Genomic DNA, 17,795 nt, shown 5'->3' with positions numbered 1-17,795 from the left:
GCGGCCCTGCGGCCGCCCTCCTCTGGTTTCCCTGCGGGAACCGGTGGCTTAGAAGCGCACCGACCAGCGCAGGTTGGCACCGTGGTCGCGGCTTTCGTCGCCGAACTGGCCGCTGTAGCCCAGTTCCAGCTGCTGCTTGGCGGTCAGCCAGGCCGACAGGCCCAGTTCGGCCACCACTGCGCTGTCGGCGATGGGCGCACCGTTGACCACGAAGCTGTCGCCGCCGCTGGCAAAGCCCAGGCGGGCCGCCGGGTTGCGGTCGCCGCTGGCGTGGCGGTAGGCCACCGCGCCGCGCACGTGCAGCCAGCTGTCCTGCTGGAACGAGGCCTTCAGGCCCTTGTCGAAGCGCACGCCGGCCGTGGCCAGGGTGGTGCGCACGTCATCCACCGAACCCTGCAGGGCCGCGGCACCGCCACGCTCGTTCACGTGCTTGGTGTCCACTTCCACGCGGGCCACCTGCAGGTACGGCTCCAGGCCGGCCTCGCGGCCGCCGAAGCGGTAGGCCGCTTCGATGAAGGCCTGGCGGGTACGCGCGTCGTAACGGGCGCTCAGGGTGTCGCTGTAACCGGCGAACGCCAGCTCACGGGTGCTGTCCACCTCGTGTTCGCTCCAAGCCAGGCCGCCACGCAGGCCGAAACCGCCCCAGTTGTGGCTGGCGTAGGCGCCGAAGTGGGTGTTGTCCACCTTCGACTTGGCACGGCGGCCTTCGCCCTGCTTCACGTCGGTGCGGCCGGTACCGGCCAGCACGCCCACCTGCCAGCCGCCGAACTCGCGGTCGGCACCGACCAGCAGGCCGTTGCTGTTGGCTTCGGTGCGGGCGGTGTTGGTGTTGCCATCCAGGGTGGTGCTGCCGGCCAGGGCCTGCACCCACACGCCGGTGGCGTCGCCGCCTTCGGCACCCGGTGCAGCAGCACCGGCACGGCGGGCCAGCGCGGCATCACGCACGTAGCGGCTGCTTTCCAGCAGGGCCACGCTGGTGGCGGCGTGCAGTTCGCCGCTCAGGCTGTCCAGTGCGCTGCCCACCTGTTCCGGGAACAGCATGGTCAGCGGGCGCGGCAGGCCCTGGCTGACCGCCAGGCCGTCGGCCACGGTGGCCACGGCCAGCTGGTTGGCGGTGGTGGCCGAGGTGGCCAGCGCGTTGCCGCGGGTCACTTCAATGCGCGCGCCGGCGGCGGTGTAGGCCAGGCTGAACTGCATGAAGGGCGAGAAGGCGCTGAAATCGGTGGTGGCGAACTGACCGTTCACGCCGCCGTCGGCCTGGATGAAGTTGAACTGCTCGCCCAGGTAGTAGATGCCCGGTTCCGGCAGCGCCACCAGGGTGCCGCCCAGGGTGGCGGTACCGGTCACGTGCAGCTGGTCGCTGCGGCTGCCCGGGGCCACTTCGGCCTGGTACACGCCGGTGGCGGTCTGCACGTAGTCACCGTTGATGGTGAGCGTACCGATGGAGTTGCCCGGGGCGATGATGCCGGCCACGGTGGTGTCACCCAGCTGGCCCACGCCCTTCAGCGTGCCCTTTTCACCCACGAAGGTGCTGCCGCCGGTCTGTACGCCGTTGAACGACACCACGCCGCCGGTGACGGTCAGGTCCGAGCCGTCCAGCACGCCGGTGGTGGTGATGCGGCTGCTGCCGCCCAGGCTGTTCAGCGCGGTGTTCTGCAGGGTGCCGTTGAGCAGGAAGGTGCCGCCGATCACGTCCACGGCGCTGGTCAGCGCGTTCACGCCATCCAGTTCCAGCACGCCTTCGCGCACCACCGCGCCATTGAAGCTGTTGTCGCCGCTCAGGCGCAGCCAGCCGATGCCGCTCTTGGTCAGCTTGCCCGGGCCGCCGATGTCATTGGTCCAGTCGTCCCATGCATCGCCTTCCCACACCTTCAGGCCGCCGGCCTTCTGGTTCATCACCACGTTGGTGTCCACGCGCAGCGAGCCGTAGCCTTCGACGGCCGCGGCCAGGTTCATCAGGCCCCAGCCGTAGACATCGTCCACGCCTTCGGCGCCCAGGTCGGTGGCGGTGGTCAGCAGCACGTCGCGCACCTGCGCGCTGTCCAGGTACGGGAAGCGCTCGAACAGCAGGCCCAGCGCGCCGGTGACGTGCGGGGCGGCCATGGAGGTGCCGCTCAGTTCCTGGTAATCGGACGACGGGGTCTGGCTGATGATGTCCACCACCAGGTTGCCGTTGTCGTCGTAGAAGTCACCTTCGATCACCGAATCCGGACCGTACACGGTCGAGTTGATGTTCGAACCCGGTGCGGCAAGGCACCAGTTCGCCGCCAGACCGCAGCGCATCGAGCGGTTGCTCAGCTCCAGGTCTTCATTGACGTTGACCACGGCCAGCCAGTACGGCTCGATGTCGGCGATGGCGCGCGGCAGCGAGGCATACATGCCGGCGATCGGCGCTTCTTCCGGCGAGGTGTTGGGCGCATCGGTGTTGCCGGCGGCCCAGACCTGGATCAGGCCGCTGCTGCGCGAACCTTCGGCCATCGCGGCCAGACTGGCGGCGAACACCGGGTGCGACTGGTACAGGTCCAGATCTTCAGCGGTGGTCGGCTCGTTGGCCAGGCCCCAGCTGTGGTTGATCGCGCGCACGCCCTGTTCGTTCATCTGCGCGTACAGCTGCGGGTAGATCGAATCGTCGGCCTGGATGGCGGCGACGGTCTGTTCGTCCAGGTACAGGTCACCGCCGATGTTCACCACCGACAGATAGGTGGCGCTGTTGGAGAACAGGCGGGCCACGCTCAGGTCGGCGCCGAAGGCAACACCGTGGGTGCCGTTGCCATCGCGGTTGGCGGCGATGGTGCCCGACACGTGGGTACCGTGCACGTTGTAGCTCAGACCTTCGTAGAGGCCGTTGAATTCCAGCAGATCGGCGTAGTCCGGATCCAGCACCCGGTAGGACACGGCCACCTGGTCACCGTCGCTGGCGAAGCAGGCATCCGGACCGTCCAGCACTTCGCGTGCGCACAGGCTGCCATCGGCCAGCACGTCGGCCAGGTGGATGCTGCGGTGGTCCTTGCCGGCGAACTCGTCGTGGTCCAGGCCGGTGCCGCTGTCGAACACGCCCAAGCGGATGCCGGCGCCGGTCAGGCCGCGTGCGTAGGCCACGTCAGCGTTGATCGCCTGCAGGCCCCAGTCGCTGTTGAATTCGGTGGTGCGCCAGCTGGCGGCATCACCCGGCTTGCCCATGATGGGTTCCGGATCGACTTCCACATCGGCGGCAGTGATTTTCAGCGACGGCGAAGCGGTGAGGACCGGCGCGGCGAACGCGGCCTGCAGGCTGCGCTGGGCCTGATAACGCGACAGCGCGTCTGCGCTGCTGTCCTGGGCCAGGGCCGGCAGGGCGGCGGCCATCAACAGCGAGCCAATAATGGCCGAGGCCAGGGGTGAGGGCAGGATGGAGCGGCGGGAAGCGGTGGAGCGGTACGACGGGGAGACAGTCATCTGCAGTTACGTCCTTGATTCCATGGAATGTTTCAGGTGCGGCTCCGTCATGGAGCAGTGGAAAGAACACCCTCGCGGCGGATCAGCGCGCGCTAACCCACCGGGTGGTAGCGGCAGGTATCACAAAAAATTAATGCTTGATTCACAATTTCTGTATAGGGAAATTCCTACCCCGCTCTTTTTGGCCCCTGTCCAACGTCACTTGGCAAGTAGCACCGGCGGCAGATAGCGTCGCTGGATTCAGATGGGGGTTTGGGGAATCTGCATGGCATCGAGGGTGTTGCGCGCCGCGCTTGGGCTGGCGCTGGTTTCGTTGAGTGCGGCGCCGGCCGTGGGCGCGTCGCGCTTCGTGGCCGACCCCTACCCCAGCACCTACCAGGCCCAGCCGGGCACGCCGGTGCTGATCCACAACGCCACCGTGCTGACCGGCACCGGCCAGCGCCTGGACAATGCCGACGTGCTGCTGCGCGATGGCCGCATCGTGGCGGTTGGCCCGCAGCTGCAGGCCGATGCGGGTGTCACCCGCATCGATGCGCAGGGCAAGTGGGTCACCCCCGGCCTGATCGACGTGCATTCGCACCTGGGCGTGTATCCCAGTCCCGGCGTGGGCGCGCACAGCGATGGCAACGAGATGACCGCACCGGTCACCGCCAACGTCTGGGCCGAGCATTCGGTGTGGCCGCAGGATCCCGGCTTCCAGGCCGCGCTGGCCGGTGGCGTGACCAGCATGCAGGTGCTGCCCGGCTCGGCCAATCTGGTGGGCGGGCGCGGCGTGGTGCTGAAGAACGTGCCCGCCACTACCTACCAGGCGATGAAATTCCCCGGTGCGCCGTGGGGCCTGAAGATGGCCTGCGGCGAAAACCCCAAGCGCGTCTATGGCGGCGGCAAGGGCGTTGCCCCGGGCACCCGCATGGGCAACGTGGCCGGCTACCGCGCCGCCTTCATCGATGCGGCCGACTACATCGCCAGGAACAGCCCGAAGCCGGCCAAGCGCAAGGGCTGGTTCGGCAGCGACAAGGGCGACAGCGCCGGTGATGCCGGCGGCAAGCGCGACCTGAAACTGGACACCCTGGCCGGGGCGATCCAGGGCGATATCCGCGTGCACATCCACTGCTACCGCGCCGACGAAATGGCCACCATGCTCGACCTGGCCAAGGAATTCGGTTTCAAGGTCGCGGCCTTCCACCACGGCGTGGAAGCCTACAAGCTGGCCGACCGCCTGGCCGCCGACGGCGTCTGCGGCGCCCTGTGGGCCGACTGGTGGGGCTTCAAGATGGAAGCCTTCGATGGCATTGCCGAGAACATCGCACTGGTGGACCGGCCGCAGAACAGCTGCGCGATCGTCCATTCCGATTCCCCCGAAGGCATCCAGCGCTTGAACCAGGAAGCAGCCAAAGTCATCGCCGCCGCGCGGCGCGCGCGGATGCCGGCGATCGCACCCGAACGGGCGATCACCTGGATGACCGCCAATGCGGCCAAGGCACTGGGCATCGAGGGCCAGACCGGTACCCTGGAGGCCGGCAAGATGGCCGACGTGGTGGTGTGGAACGGCAACCCGTTCAGTTCCTATGCCCTGGCAGAGCAGGTGTTCATCGACGGGCGGCGCTTGTATGACCGCAGCGCGCCCGAGGCCACGCCACGCTCCGATTTCCAGCTTGGCCAGGAGGTGCGCTGATGGGCATGTTGAACACGCGCCGCCGGGCATGGCCCGGCGCTACCGCCGCGCTGCTGGTGCTGCTGGTGCTGCTGGCCGGTACGGCATCGGCGCAGGACCTGCTGGTGCGCAATGCCACGGTGCATACCGCCGGCGCGCGCGGCAGCCTGCAGAACAGCGACGTGCTGGTGCAGGGCGGGCTGATCCGCGCAGTCGGGCCGGGTCTGGTTGCACCGGCCGGGGTAACGGTGGTGGAGGCCAATGGCCGCCCGCTGACCCCGGCCCTGTTCGGTGGCATCACCGAGATCGGCATTGAAGAAGTGTCCGGTGAATCGAGCACGGTGGACAGCACGCTGAAGATCGGCGAGCAGCCGCTGCGCCCGGAATTCGACGTCACCCTGGCCTACAACCCGGCCTCGGTGCTGGTGCCGGTGGCACGCCTGGATGGCATCGGCTTCACCGCGCTGGGCGCGCATACCGGCGGTGGCTTCGTGGCCGGCCAGGGCGGCGTGGTGCGGCTGGACGGCAGTGCCGATCCGATCGGCCCACGTGCCTTGTACCTGCGCCTGGGGGCGGCGGCTGCGGAACTGACCGGGCAGTCGCGTGCCGCGCAGTGGATGCTGCTGCAGCAGATGGTGGACGAGGCCCGTGGCCAGGTTCCGGCCGATTCACCGCATGCGCTGCTGACCCCGGCCGGGCGTCGCACGCTGGCCCGCTACCTGGGTGGCCAGGGCCGCATCGTGGTGGAGGTGGACCGCGCCGCCGACATCCGCCAGCTGCTGCGCTGGGCCGCGCGCGAGAAGGTGAAGGTCGCCATTGCTGGCGGCGCCGAAGCCTGGCAGCTGGCGCCGGACCTGGCCGCTGCGCAGGTGCCGGTGTTCGTGGATGCGCTGGGCAACCTGCCCAGCACCTTCGACCAGATCGGCGCCAGCCTGGAAAACGCCGCGCGCCTGCAGCGTGCCGGCGTGCCGGTGGCCTTCGCCCAGCGCGAAGACGCTTCGCACAACGCGCGCAAGATGCGCCAGCTGGCCGGCAATGCGGTGGCCAACGGCCTGCCCTGGGCCGATGGCCTGGCCGGCCTGACCCGGGTACCGGCGCAGGCACTGGGCGTGGCCGACCAGATCGGCGGCATCGAACCGGGCAAGCGCGCCGATCTGGTGCTGTGGGAAGGCGACCCGCTGGATGTGGGCCACTATGCCGAACAGGTCTGGCTGGGCGGCCGCACCATGCCCATGCGCTCGCGCCAGACCGAACTGCGTGACCGCTACCTGCAGCGCACCACCCCGCCCTGACCGACCGAGATAACGCCGATGGCCACCCTGCGCTGGTACTTCGACTTCGTTTCGCCCTATTCCTACCTGCATTGGCAGAAGCTGAAGCAGTTGCCGCAGTTCACCCGCATCCAGCCGGTGCCGATCGCCTTCGGTGCGATCCTGCACCACCTGGGCAACCTGGGGCCGGCCGAGATTCCGGCCAAGCGCCGTTTCATCTACCGCCAGCTGCTGTGGACCGCGCAGGCCGAAGGCACGGTCCTGCGCTTTCCGCCGGGGCATCCGTTCAACCCGTTGGCCGTGCTGCGCCTGTGCCTGGCAGCTGGCGGCAGCGCGCAGGCAGTGGATGTGCTGTTCGACTGGATCTGGCGCGACGGCAACAGCGCCGACAGTGCACAGGCCCTGCGCGAACCGGCGCTGCGGCTGGGCGTGGATGACGTGGAAGCCGCCCTGGCCGACCCGGCCATCAAGGAACAGCTGCGCCGCAACACCGACGCGGCCATCGACGCCGGCGTGTTCGGCGTACCCACCCTGTCCATCGACGGCGAACTGTTCTGGGGCAACGACGCCCACCCGATGATGGCCGCGGTGCTGGCCGACCCCGGCCTGCTGCAGCAACCGGAATGGCAGCACGTGATAACGCTTCCAGTGGCGGTACAGCGCAATCGCTGAACAGGCATGGCGTAATTCCCTCGCGCGCCCGGCTTGGTTTTGAGATAGTTTTCACACTTTCCGAACCTACAACCGCCCTGGAGGGGGAGCCGGATGCGCATCGGAATCGTCGTCGATTCGGCCTGCGATCTGCCGCAGGACTTCATTGCCGCGCACAACATCGTGCTGCTGCCGATCACCGTGCGCATTGGCGAAGCGGTGCTGGCCGACCACCGTGATGAGCAGGCCACGCTCAGCTTCCTGCACGCGCACGTGGCCGAGCACGGTGCCGAAGCGGAAACCATTCCCTTCAGCGTGAACCAGATCCGCGATCTGTTCCTGCAGCAGCTGGTGATCGATTACGACCACGTGTTCTGCATGACCATCACCAAGACCCGCAGCCCGATCCACGACAACGCGCTGCAGGCCAGCTTCGCCATCCTCAACGACTACAAACCGGTGCGGCAGGCGGCGGGCTTCAATTCGCCCTTCGCGCTGCGCGTGCTGGACACCCAGAACCTGTTCGCCGCGCAGGCGGTCACCGCCATCGAAGCGGTGCGCCTGCGCGACAGCGGCGCCAGCGTGCAGCAGATCCGCGAACGGCTGGAGGCGCTGGCCGGCAACGTGCATGGCTACATGGTCACCCGCGATCTGTACTACATGCGCGCGCGTGCCCGGCACAAGGGCGACCGCAGCGTGGGCCTGATCAGCGCCGCACTGGGCAGCGCACTGGACATCAAGCCGGTGCTGCACGGGTACCGCGGCGAAACCGGCCCGGTGGCCAAGATCAAGGGCTTCGACAACGCGGTGCAGAAGCTGTTCGGCGTGGTCGGCAAGCGCGTGCGTGCCGGCCTGATGACCCCCACGGTGTGCGTGAGCTACGGCGGTGAGCTGGACGAACTACGCGCCCTGCCCGGCTATGCGGCGCTGAAGGAAACCTGTGCCGCGCACGGCGTGGCCGTGTACGAAGCGGTGATGAGCCTGACCGGCATGGTGAACGTGGGCAAGGGCGCGGTGACGGTGGGTTTCGCCGACGGCCCGCACGCCTTCGATTGACGGCGCGCGCCTACACGCGCATTGCACCGCCGCTGTGCCAGCCTTGCCACCTCTGAAGGAGAACCCTCATGCCTGCGCAGTACCACATCAGCTTGCCCGACCCGTCCAAGGCCCGCGGCAACGACCCCGACCTGTCCTTCCATTCGCAGAGTGCCGGCGGTTTCGCCGAAGAACTGCAGGACGCGCTGCGCACGGGCGCCCTGTTCGAACGCTGGAAGGCCAAGCAGCCGGATCCCGATGCGGTGGAACCGCAGTGGGGCGTGACCGACCCGGACGCCACGGTGAGCGGCGAACAGAAGGACCTGCGCATCAACCTGGTGGCCACCACCCGTATCGACAGCGATGTGTTCAAGCAGCGCCTGCGCCTGCTGGCTGGCCACCATTGGGAACTGCGCGACGTGCGGTAAGGCGTGTCGCTCTGGCAGGTGCCAACCTTGGTTGGCACTCATGGGAAAGGCGGCCAACCAAGGTTGGCCACTACCGGGTTCATGCCCCGCTCTGGTGGGCGCCAACCAGGGTTGGCCACTACCGGGCGAAGCTGAAGCCCATCGGCCCGGACGGCAGCGCCGCCACTTGGTTGCGGCCACCGCGCTTGGCCGCGTACAGGCCCGCATCGGCATGGGCCAGCAGTTGTTCGGCCGTGGCCATCACCGGCGGATGGGCGAACCCCACCCCCACGCTGATGCTGACCCGCCCTTCCGGCAGCTGCAGCGCCTGCACTGCCACGCGCAGGCGCTCGGCCAGCGCCAGCACGCCCTCCACGCTGGTGCCGGGCACGATCACCGCGAATTCCTCGCCGCCATAGCGCGCCACGGTGTCGGCCGCACGGTTGGCGGTGGCCTGCAGTACCGCGGCCACGGCCTGCAGACAGCGGTCGCCGGCCGGGTGCCCGTGCTGGTCGTTGAAGGTTTTGAAGTGGTCGATGTCCACCAGCAGCAGGCCTACTTCGGTGCCGCTGCGACGGGCCCGGTTCCACTCGCTGGCCAGCGCCGCATCGAACTGGCGGCGGTTGGCCACACCGGTCAGGCCATCCTGCCGCGCCAGCTGGTCCAGCCGTGCCTGCGCTTCCAGCAGATCGATCTGCAGCAGGGTGCTGCGCAGGCTGAAACCCAGCGTAGCGACCACGAAGCCGGCCAGCGCCAGCGGGCGCGCGTGGTCCACCACCAACGCCCCGACCACCAGCAGCAGCAGCGGCAGGATCATCGGTCCACCGGCCTGGACCAGCCGCGACAAGCGCGCGTGCAGCACGCCGCCGGGGGCCGGCGACTGGCGCAGGGCCAGCACCGCCAGCAGCAGGAACGGCACGTCGATCAGCAGATCGTTGAAGGCACCAAAGGACTGTTCGGCCGTGAAATGGTTGATGTAGTACGCCACGCCCAGATAGAGCAGCGCATACAGCGCCAGCGCGCGGAAGAAGCTGCGCCGCTCGGGCACGTCGCCGGCCAGCCAGCGCACGCAGGCGAACGCGGCAATGCACAGGTTCTGGATGTCGAACATGCGGCGCATGTTGGCCATCGCGGTGTCGTCAATGTCGATGCGGTCGGCGAAGGACAGCGTATGCACGAAGAACAGCACGCCCAGCAGCGCCGCCATCAGGCCGTCAATGGTGCTGATGGTCCAGCGCTCACGGCGGGCGCGGGCCAGGATGAACACCAGCGGCACGCCATAGAGCACATACAGCAGCAGGCTGACCCGTGGGGTCAGATCGGCGCGCCCGGCGCCGATCGCATCGGCCATGTTCACCGCCATGCCGCCGGCCCACAGCAGCAGGGCCAGCGCGGTGGCCCGCCAGCCCAAGGCAGCACGGTCACGCCGCGCGCGCCACAGGCACGCCATCGCCGCCAGCACCGGCGCGGCGGTCAGGAACACGAACGATCCTTCACCGGCCGCCCCCGGCCAGAACGCCACGATCACCCCGTGGCTGAGCACGAACAACAGCGCGAGCACTACCGGCATGGATCCCCCATCGGCAAGCCGTCTGTGCCAACCATAGCGCGTTGCCCCGCCAGCGGGGCGTGATCGAATGCAGAAATGCGTGGAGTCGAGCAAGCTCGACGCTACGCCTCAGCCCCGCAGCGCCGTGGCGTGGTGCGCGATGTGTTCGCCAATGAAGCTGGCGATGAAGTAATAGCTGTGGTCGTAGCCCGGCTGCAGGCGCAGGGTCAGCGGGTGGCCCACCGCTTCGCACGCCTGCTGCAGGCGCTGCGGCTGCAACTGGGTCTGCAGGAATTCATCGGCTTCGCCCTGGTCCACCAGCAACGGCAGGCGCTCGCCGGCACCGGCGATCAGCGCGGTGGCATCCCACTGCGCCCAGGCCGCACGGTCATCGCCCAGGTACGCGGTGAAGGCCTTTTCGCCCCACGGCACCTGGCTGGGTGCCACGATCGGCGAGAACGCCGACACGCTGCGGTAGCGGCCCGGGTTGCGCAGCGCCAGCACCAGCGCGCCGTGCCCACCCATCGAATGGCCACTGATCGCCCGCGCATCGCTGGCCGGGAAGTTCGCTTCGATCAGCGTCGGCAGTTCGTGCACCACGTAGTCGTGCATGCGGTAGTGCTTCGCCCACGGCTGTTCGGTGGCATTGAGGTAGAAGCCTGCGCCCTTGCCCAAGTCGTAGCCTTCGGCATCGGCCACGTCATCGCCGCGCGGGCTGGTGTCCGGCGCCACCAGGATCACGCCATGCTCGGCGGCGTAGCGCTGCGCGCCGGCCTTGGTGATGACGTTCTGCTCGGTGCAGGTCAGGCCGCTCAGCCAGTACAGCACCGGCAGCCTCTGCGTGGCCGCCTGCGGCGGCAGGTACACGGCGAACTGCATGTCGCAGCCCAGCGTGGTGGAGTGATGGCGGTAAACGTCCTGCCAGCCGCCGAAACAGGCGCGCTGTTCGATGCGTTCCATGGAGTGCTCCCAGCGGCGGCAGGCACGCGGCCTGCCGCCTGGCGTGATTCAGAAGTGGACGACCGAGCGGATCGACTTGCCTTCATGCATCAGATCGAAGGCTTCATTGATCTTGTCCAGGTCCATGGTGTGGGTGACGAACGGGGCCAGTTCGATATCGCCCTTCATCGCGTCTTCCACCATGCCCGGCAGCTGGCTGCGGCCCTTCACGCCGCCGAAGGCGGTGCCCATCCACTTGCGGCCGGTCACCAGCTGGAACGGACGGGTGGAGATTTCCTGGCCCGCACCGGCCACGCCGATCACCACGCTCTGGCCCCAGCCACGGTGCGCGCATTCCAGCGCCGCACGCATCACGCTGGTGTTGCCGATGCACTCGAAGCTGTGGTCCACGCCCCAGGTGGTCATGTCCACGATGACCTGCTGGATCGGCTTGTCGAAGTCCTTCGGGTTGATGCAGTCGGTGGCACCGAATTCGCGGGCCAGCTCGAACTTGGACGGGTTGGTATCCACCGCGATGATGCGGCCGGCCTTGGCCTGGCGCGCGCCCTGGATGACCGCCAGACCGATGCCGCCCAGGCCGAACACGGCCACGCTGTCACCTTCCTGCACCTTGGCGGTGTTGTGCACCGCGCCGATGCCGGTGGTCACGCCGCAGCCCAGCAGGCAGACATGTTCCGGGTTCGCTTCCGGGTTGATCTTGGCCAGCGACACTTCGGCCACCACGGTGTACTCGCTGAAGGTCGAGCAGCCCATGTAGTGGTAGATCGGTTCGCCGTTGTAGCTGAAGCGGCTGGTGCCGTCGGGCATCACGCCCTTGCCCTGGGTGGCGCGCACCGACACGCACAGGTTGGTCTTGCCGCTCTTGCAGAACAGGCATTCGCCGCACTCGGCGGTGTACAGCGGAATCACGTGGTCGCCCGGCTTCACGCTGGTCACGCCCTCGCCCACTTCCACCACGATGCCGGCGCCTTCATGGCCCAGCACCACCGGGAACAGGCCTTCCGGGTCATCGCCGGACAGGGTGAACGCATCGGTGTGGCAGACACCGGTGTGGGTGATCTTCACCAGCACTTCGCCGGCCTTCGGCGGGGCGACGTCGATCTCGACGATCTGCAGCGGCTGGCCGGGACCAAAGGCGACGGCGGCACGGGATTTCATGGCGGACTCTCCAAAAGACAGGCAGTAACAGGATGGGCGGCGCTATGTTGCGCCGTTGTTTATTTCAGGTACGAGCGGATCAGCCCGCTCATCTCGCGCACGCGTTCGGCGCGTTGTTCATCGGAGGTGGCCGGCTGGTCGAATTCCTCGCGCAGGTGGGCTTCCATCACTTCGGACATCAGCCCATTGACCGCGCCACGGATGGCCGCGATCTGCTGCAGTACCGGCCCGCAGTCGGCGCCTGCCTCCAGCGCGCGGTCCAGCGCATCGCACTGGCCGCGGATGCGGCGCACGCGGGCCAGGACCTTCTTTTTCTCTTCGGGTGAATGCGGCATGGACGGCCCCCTGCGGAACTATACTGGGGGATAGTATACAGAGCGCGCGCACCTGACGCTATTGGCTGACTGCTCGCCTGTGGGGACCCGTTCGCGCACCTTTAAATATCAATGACTTATGAGAAATCCCGAATGCACTGCTGACGCAGCTGCCAATCTCTCACCCTCCATACAACTCGGAGCATCGAATGGGCGTCGGGATTGAACTGGGAAGCATCACTGATGAGATCGGCAGCGACGCGTTCCTGTATGCCTTTTTCTCGACGATAACCGGCAACCTGGAGCCTGCCGGCTGGGGAACCCGCTTCCCGATCATCATGCATACTCTCTACGGTGGAACGCTGCCGCAGAAGGATGGAGCTGGCGCACTTGCCGAGATCCGGATCATCCGGAACGAGCTCGCCCATCTGCCTCCCGACAGGGTCATCTGGTCGCTTGAAAACCGGACTCTGCAACCGCCGTGGTCAAGCAACATCTCGACCGACATCAACAATCTTGCGGATTACTTTGTCACTGCGCACGGTCGGGATCTCATCATGCTTCTGATTGAGGTCCTCGAGGAACTGGCTGGCGGGGGCGAAGGCTGCGCGAGGATCGTCAGCTACTAGCCTGCACCGCAACGTGGTTCAGTCGAACGCGCCCGCCGCGGCCAGCCGGGTCAGTTCATCCACCACGAAGCGCACTTTCGGCCGCAGGTGGCGGGTCGGCGGCCACAGTGCGTGGATCTCGATGTGCCGCTGCATGCACTCGTCCAGCACCGACTGCAGGGCACCGGACTGCAGGTGCCGACGGACCAGCGAGACCGGCATCTGGCAGATGCCGAGCCCGGCGATGGCCCCGTCAATCACCGCATCGCCGTCGTTGAGCTGGTGGGTAGCCTGTGGAATGAAGGTGCCACCCTCGCCATCCGGGCCGATCCGCCATGCCATCGGCTGGCCGTGGCGGTAGCCGACGATGCTGCGGTGCTGGCGCAGCTCGTCCACGCTGCGCGGCACGCCGTGCGCCTGCAGGTAGGACGGCGCGGCGCAGGTGACCAGGCGCTGGCTGCCCAGCCGGCGCGCCACCAGATGCTCGGCCTGCTGCAGGCCACCGAAGCGGATCAGCAGATCGATGCCTTCCTCGATCGGGTCGACGAAGTGGTCGGTGAAGGTCACCGTCAGCTGCAGGTCGGGGTACTGCTGGCAGAGCTTCAGCAGCACCGGCATCACCACCAGGCGGCCGAAAGACGAGGGCATGTCGATGCGCAGGCGTCCGCTGGGCAGGTGCGCCGCCGAGCCCAGGCAGGCCTCGGCGGCGGAGATCTCATCCAGCGCGGCCGCGCACGAGGCGTAGTAGGCCTCGCCGTCGGTAGTCAGCGAGATGCGCCGGGTGGTGCGGTGGAACAGGCGCACACCCAGCCGCGCCTCCAGCCGGGCGATCGCCTTGCCCACCGCCGAGCGCGAGATGCCCAGCGCTTCGGCGGCCTCGGTGAAGGTGCCGGCGCGCGCCGTGGTGACGAAGGTCACCAGGCCATTCAAGGATTCCACGGGCAGCATCTGCAGCCTCCATTAGGGACACGATGTCCCACCAAGAGGGAAATCGAAGCTCTTTATGTGCCTCGATGTCAACTCCATCCTGTGTGCATGGCGCCACGGGCGCCCTCCCCCACACCGAGATGACCGAGATGACCGACCTGCTGTTCCGCCCCTTCGACCTGGCGGGCACCCCGCTGCGCAACCGCATCGCCATGGCGCCGATGACCCGTGCCCGCAACCCCGGCTGCGTGGCCAATGAACTGACCGCACAGTACTACCGCCAACGCGCCAGCGCCGGCCTGATCGTCAGCGAGGGCACCCCGGTGTCGCCGCAGGGCCAGGGCTACATCGACGTGCCGGGCATCTGGTCGGCCGAACAGGTGACGGGCTGGAAGCTTGTGACCGATGCCGTGCACGCCGAACAGGGCACGATCTTCGCCCAGCTGTGGCACGTCGGACGCATGTCGCACAGCTCGCTGCAGCCCGACGGCGGGCAGCCGGTCAGCGCCGGTACGCGTGCGGTGGGCAGCGACCCGCGCAACTTCGCCTTCGTGTACCTGGATGACGGCAGCCGCGGCCGCGTCGATCCGACCCCGCCGCGCGCCCTGCGCACCGAGGAAGTACCGGGCATCGTCAGCGACTTCGTGCGTGGCGCAGAAAATGCCATCGCCGCCGGCTTCGATGGCATCGAACTGCACGCCGCCAACGGCTACCTGTTCGAGCAGTTCCTCAACCCGCACACCAACGATCGGCAGGACCTCTACGGCGGTTCGCTGCGCAACCGCGCACGACTGATCCTGGACACCGTGGATGCGCTGGCCGCGAGCATCGGCGCGCACCGCGTCGGCGTGCGCCTGGCACCGAACAGCCAGGTCTTCGACATGCCGGCGTATGACGAGAACGAAGCCAGCTACCTGTATCTGGCCGAAGAACTGGGCAAGCGCGGGCTGGCCTACGTGCATCTGAATGACAACTACCTGCGCGGCGAGCGCGCCATCGGCGAAGACTTCCTGATGGCCTTCAAGCAGGCGTACGGCGGCACCGTGCTGCTGGCCGGCGGCATGACCCGTGAGTACGCCCTGCGCCTGGTCGACGAAGGCACGATCGACATCGCCGCCTTCGGCCAGCCGTTCATCGCCAACCCGGATCTGGTCGAGCGCCTGCAGGCCGACGTGGCGCTGGCCACGCCGGATCGCGCCACCTACTACGGTGGTGGCCGCGAGGGCTATCTGGATTACCCGGTCGCCAGCTGACCCCGGTTCGGCGATCTGGCATGGGGTCGGATCCCTTTCCAGCGGAAAGGGCTCTGACCCCGGTTCGGCGAAGACGGGGTCAGAGCCGCGCTGCGCGCGGATCCGACCCCATCACTCACGCACCTTCGCGCACGTACGCGAACGATTCATCCAGCCGCGCGAATCCAATCACCTGCGTCAGCAGCGCCTGTCCCTCGCCCTCGCTGATCCGCCCTGCAACGATCTCATCGGTGCGCGCGTACAGGCGTTCCAGCACCGCGACCTGGTCGTCCCGCAGCCACGCACGGTGTGTGCCCAGCCACGCCTGCAGATCATCGGCCAGCGAGTCCTTGCCCAGCATTGAGTACTGCGTCTCCAGTTCCACCACCGCCTCCACCATCTTGCGGAACACGAAGTCCTGAAGGTTGGCAGCCAGGATGTCGGCGCGATCATCGTCGTGCCACACCAACACGACCGGCGGCTCGCTGAAGCCCGGCGCATTGGTCCAGAAGCAGTACACGTCGCCCGCGCCGCTGCGCGCGAACGGCAGCAGCTGCAGGTCGTCGCGCAGCGGGTTGTAGTGGTCCTCGGCGGTCAGGTCTTCCCACGCCTCCTGCAGTTCGTCGCGGCCGATCGGCTCGAACTCATCGGCAAACAGCAGCAGCGGCGGCTGCGCGCGCAGTTGCGCGGATTGCTGCTGGAAGCCCTCCCAGCCCAGCGCGCCCCACTGCAGCTGCCCGCTGGCGGACAACTGGTGGTACAGCGGCGGAAAGACCTGGCCGGTGGCCTGTTCGACGTCGGCAAGCGTGTTCATACGTATCCTTGTTGGAACCCAGCCGACTACCTTGCCTGAACCCTGCGCGCGCGGCCAGCAAGATGAACCGGCACCGTCACGCCACGGCCCTAGACTGCACTGCCCCGCCGTACGTTGCCCCGCCATGGACTCCCCCGCCCCCTCCTTCATCGTCAACCTGGACGTGCCCGACCTGGCCACGGCCGAGGCGTTCTACACACAGGCCTTCGGTCTGCGCATCGGCCGCCGCCTCGGCACGGGCGCCACCGAACTGCTGGGCGGACCCACGCCCCTGTACCTGCTGCAGAACGCCGACGGCAGTGCCGCCGCCGACGATGGCGATGTGCGCGACTACGAGCGCCATTGGACGCCCATCCACCTGGACTGGGTGGTGGACGATATCAACGCCGCACTGTCACGCGCCGTCGCCGCCGGTGCGCTGATCGAACGCCCGGTCAGCGAGCGCGCGTGGGGCCGCTTGGCCGTGCTGGCCGACCCGTTCGGGCATGGCTTCTGCCTGTTGCAGTTCGTCGGCAAGGGGTATGACGCGTTGGTGGAGTGATCGGGCCCTGCCATCCACGCATGGCGTGGATCTACTGCATCTCCCTCAGCCCATGACCCTCATGCGCGCTTTGCCTTTCTGAGAGATGGCTTGCTCAGGAAATTTGCAACTTCTTGTATGGCTTGCCCTACGATGCGGAAAGACTATTCGTGGTTGGTCACCACGGCGCGGTCATATGCGATTCCTCTTCTCCGATCTCTGCAATCTTCTTGGGCAGCGAATCGACAGTGCCCCGGTGCTCGCCCTGTCAGAGCGCATCGGCGCAGAAGCCCCCCGACCCACTTCATTTTCGTTCTCGAACTCCGAGGGTTGCATGTCGCATGATGCGACGGGCCTTGAGATCGGCTGGACACACGAAATCCTCGCGCCGCAGCACTACCCCCCGAGAAAATCAGGCCGCCATTTCATCTGCTGGGTATACGCAGTCTGGTTTGATCCCGCCTTCGTTGATGGGCTGCCGTTCAATCTGCGTCCGTCGGCCAGCCCCGAAGATCTTCTCAGCGCGGTTCCGGAACGCATCGATGAGGACACGCCGAAATACTGTACTGCCCGACTGATGGATCAGCCCCAGCTGACCCTCACGGTCCCACGCGCGCCTGGCCCGTGGCGCCTAGAACTGATACAGATGCAGCGCTACGCAACACTGAGCCGCGACAGCACGGGAAACAGCCGACCTGGGTGGCACTATGACGCCAAGCGGCCTGTAGAACGGGCCGACCTGGCCTCCGGCTTTTTCCTTGCGTGGTGCATCTTCCGTAACCTGGTGGGAGCACGTCACCACGACCACCAGCGATCGCTGCTCGATGACCTGCGCCATCGCCGAATGTCGATCATGGACTATGCCTACGCGACCTGCTTCGCCGGCGAGCTGTGGAGCTGGGATGTTGACGAAAAAGTACGCGACTTTGCCTTCGACTACTTCAAGGCTCTATGTCACCGGAATTCCGCACACCCTCGCCTCGGCAGAGCCGACCGCTGCCACCCGGATGATGATCTGGATGCAGTCGTGATCTTCCTGTCTGATCACGGTGGGCTCGGCACACAGGACCAATGGTCACTGTTCGAACGGTTCTCACTGCTGCTGGATGCTCGCTGGACGGACTATCACATGACCGGCCTGGAGACGGAGGTCAGTCGGCGGACAGCAATGCAGCTCACCATTCTCTATCGGTCAGTCGCGGACCAGCTTCGCAGCATCCCGGCTCCCCGGTAGCGAATCACCAGCGCATCAGCACTACC

Annotated in this window: 16 protein-coding genes; 9 read left to right on the top strand and 7 right to left on the bottom strand. The window is 67.3% G+C overall.

Features of this window, described 5'->3' with window-relative positions; translation table 11 throughout:
- Positions 1-48: 48 nt before the first annotated feature.
- Positions 49-3,435, bottom strand: coding sequence for an autotransporter serine protease (locus C1922_RS15445; RefSeq protein WP_108750567.1), 3,387 nt, complete (start codon positions 3,433-3,435; stop codon positions 49-51).
- A 265-nt stretch (positions 3,436-3,700) separates the two neighbouring features.
- Between C1922_RS15445 and C1922_RS15440 the strand changes: the two genes are divergently transcribed.
- The 5 genes from C1922_RS15440 to C1922_RS15420 all read left to right on the top strand — a co-directional run bounded on the left by C1922_RS15440 (position 3,701) and on the right by C1922_RS15420 (position 8,474).
- Positions 3,701-5,110 (top strand): amidohydrolase, encoded by a 1,410-nt coding sequence (locus C1922_RS15440; RefSeq protein ID WP_108750566.1) that lies wholly within the window; start codon positions 3,701-3,703, stop codon positions 5,108-5,110.
- Positions 5,110-6,381, top strand: coding sequence for an amidohydrolase family protein (locus C1922_RS15435; RefSeq protein ID WP_108750565.1), 1,272 nt, complete (start codon positions 5,110-5,112; stop codon positions 6,379-6,381). The genes C1922_RS15440 and C1922_RS15435 overlap by 1 nt, the downstream gene beginning before the upstream one ends.
- Before the next feature lie 18 nt (positions 6,382-6,399).
- Positions 6,400-7,032, top strand: coding sequence for a 2-hydroxychromene-2-carboxylate isomerase (locus C1922_RS15430; RefSeq protein WP_108750564.1), 633 nt, complete (start codon positions 6,400-6,402; stop codon positions 7,030-7,032).
- Positions 7,033-7,125: 93 nt separating this feature from the next.
- Complete coding sequence (locus C1922_RS15425; RefSeq protein ID WP_108750563.1) at positions 7,126-8,067, top strand: DegV family protein; 942 nt, start codon at positions 7,126-7,128, stop codon at positions 8,065-8,067.
- A 68-nt stretch (positions 8,068-8,135) separates the two neighbouring features.
- Positions 8,136-8,474, top strand: coding sequence for a hypothetical protein (locus C1922_RS15420; protein ID WP_108750562.1), 339 nt, complete (start codon positions 8,136-8,138; stop codon positions 8,472-8,474).
- Positions 8,475-8,592: 118 nt separating this feature from the next.
- Here the strand turns inward: C1922_RS15420 and C1922_RS15415 are convergent, their stop codons facing one another.
- The 4 genes from C1922_RS15415 to frmR all read right to left on the bottom strand — a co-directional run bounded on the left by C1922_RS15415 (position 8,593) and on the right by frmR (position 12,455).
- On the bottom strand, positions 8,593-10,023 hold the full coding sequence (locus C1922_RS15415) for a GGDEF domain-containing protein (RefSeq protein WP_108750561.1): 1,431 nt from the start codon (positions 10,021-10,023) through the stop codon (positions 8,593-8,595).
- 108 nt (positions 10,024-10,131) lie between these two features.
- Positions 10,132-10,962 carry an S-formylglutathione hydrolase gene (fghA, locus tag C1922_RS15410; protein ID WP_108750560.1) on the bottom strand — a complete coding sequence of 277 codons (831 nt, stop codon included), beginning with the start codon at positions 10,960-10,962 and terminating at the stop codon, positions 10,132-10,134.
- A 48-nt stretch (positions 10,963-11,010) separates the two neighbouring features.
- On the bottom strand, positions 11,011-12,120 hold the full coding sequence (locus C1922_RS15405) for an S-(hydroxymethyl)glutathione dehydrogenase/class III alcohol dehydrogenase (RefSeq protein WP_108750559.1): 1,110 nt from the start codon (positions 12,118-12,120) through the stop codon (positions 11,011-11,013).
- Positions 12,121-12,179: 59 nt separating this feature from the next.
- The gene (frmR, locus tag C1922_RS15400) at positions 12,180-12,455 is read right to left on the bottom strand and encodes a formaldehyde-responsive transcriptional repressor FrmR (protein ID WP_108750558.1); all 276 of its coding nucleotides are present in this window, start codon (positions 12,453-12,455) and stop codon (positions 12,180-12,182) included.
- Between the two features lie 188 nt (positions 12,456-12,643).
- On the opposite strand from frmR, the gene C1922_RS15395 reads away from it, so the two are divergent.
- Positions 12,644-13,063, top strand: coding sequence for an Imm70 family immunity protein (locus C1922_RS15395; protein ID WP_108750557.1), 420 nt, complete (start codon positions 12,644-12,646; stop codon positions 13,061-13,063).
- Between the two features lie 18 nt (positions 13,064-13,081).
- On the opposite strand, the gene C1922_RS15390 is transcribed toward C1922_RS15395, so the two are convergent.
- Positions 13,082-13,990: a LysR family transcriptional regulator gene (locus C1922_RS15390; RefSeq protein WP_108750556.1), complete on the bottom strand. Its 909-nt coding sequence runs from the start codon at positions 13,988-13,990 to the stop codon at positions 13,082-13,084.
- A gap of 128 nt (positions 13,991-14,118) precedes the next feature.
- Between C1922_RS15390 and C1922_RS15385 the strand changes: the two genes are divergently transcribed.
- Complete coding sequence (locus tag C1922_RS15385) at positions 14,119-15,222, top strand: alkene reductase (RefSeq protein WP_108751620.1); 1,104 nt, start codon at positions 14,119-14,121, stop codon at positions 15,220-15,222.
- 115 nt (positions 15,223-15,337) lie between these two features.
- Here the strand turns inward: C1922_RS15385 and C1922_RS15380 are convergent, their stop codons facing one another.
- Positions 15,338-16,015, bottom strand: coding sequence for an SMI1/KNR4 family protein (locus C1922_RS15380; protein ID WP_108750555.1), 678 nt, complete (start codon positions 16,013-16,015; stop codon positions 15,338-15,340).
- 124 nt (positions 16,016-16,139) lie between these two features.
- Between C1922_RS15380 and C1922_RS15375 the strand changes: the two genes are divergently transcribed.
- Together C1922_RS15375 and C1922_RS15370 are read left to right on the top strand one after the other, a co-directional pair.
- Positions 16,140-16,556, top strand: a complete 417-nt coding sequence (locus C1922_RS15375) for a VOC family protein (RefSeq protein WP_108750554.1) — start codon at positions 16,140-16,142, stop codon at positions 16,554-16,556.
- A 175-nt stretch (positions 16,557-16,731) separates the two neighbouring features.
- A complete protein-coding gene (locus C1922_RS15370; RefSeq protein ID WP_108750553.1) occupies positions 16,732-17,769 on the top strand; it encodes a hypothetical protein in 1,038 nt (345 codons plus the stop codon).
- Positions 17,770-17,795: the final 26 nt, after the last annotated feature.

It is taken from the genome of Stenotrophomonas sp. ZAC14D2_NAIMI4_7 (assembly GCF_003086675.1).
GTDB lineage: Bacteria > Pseudomonadota > Gammaproteobacteria > Xanthomonadales > Xanthomonadaceae > Stenotrophomonas.
Note: the sequence above shows the minus strand (reverse complement) of the source record. Positions and strands in the feature narration are given on the sequence as shown.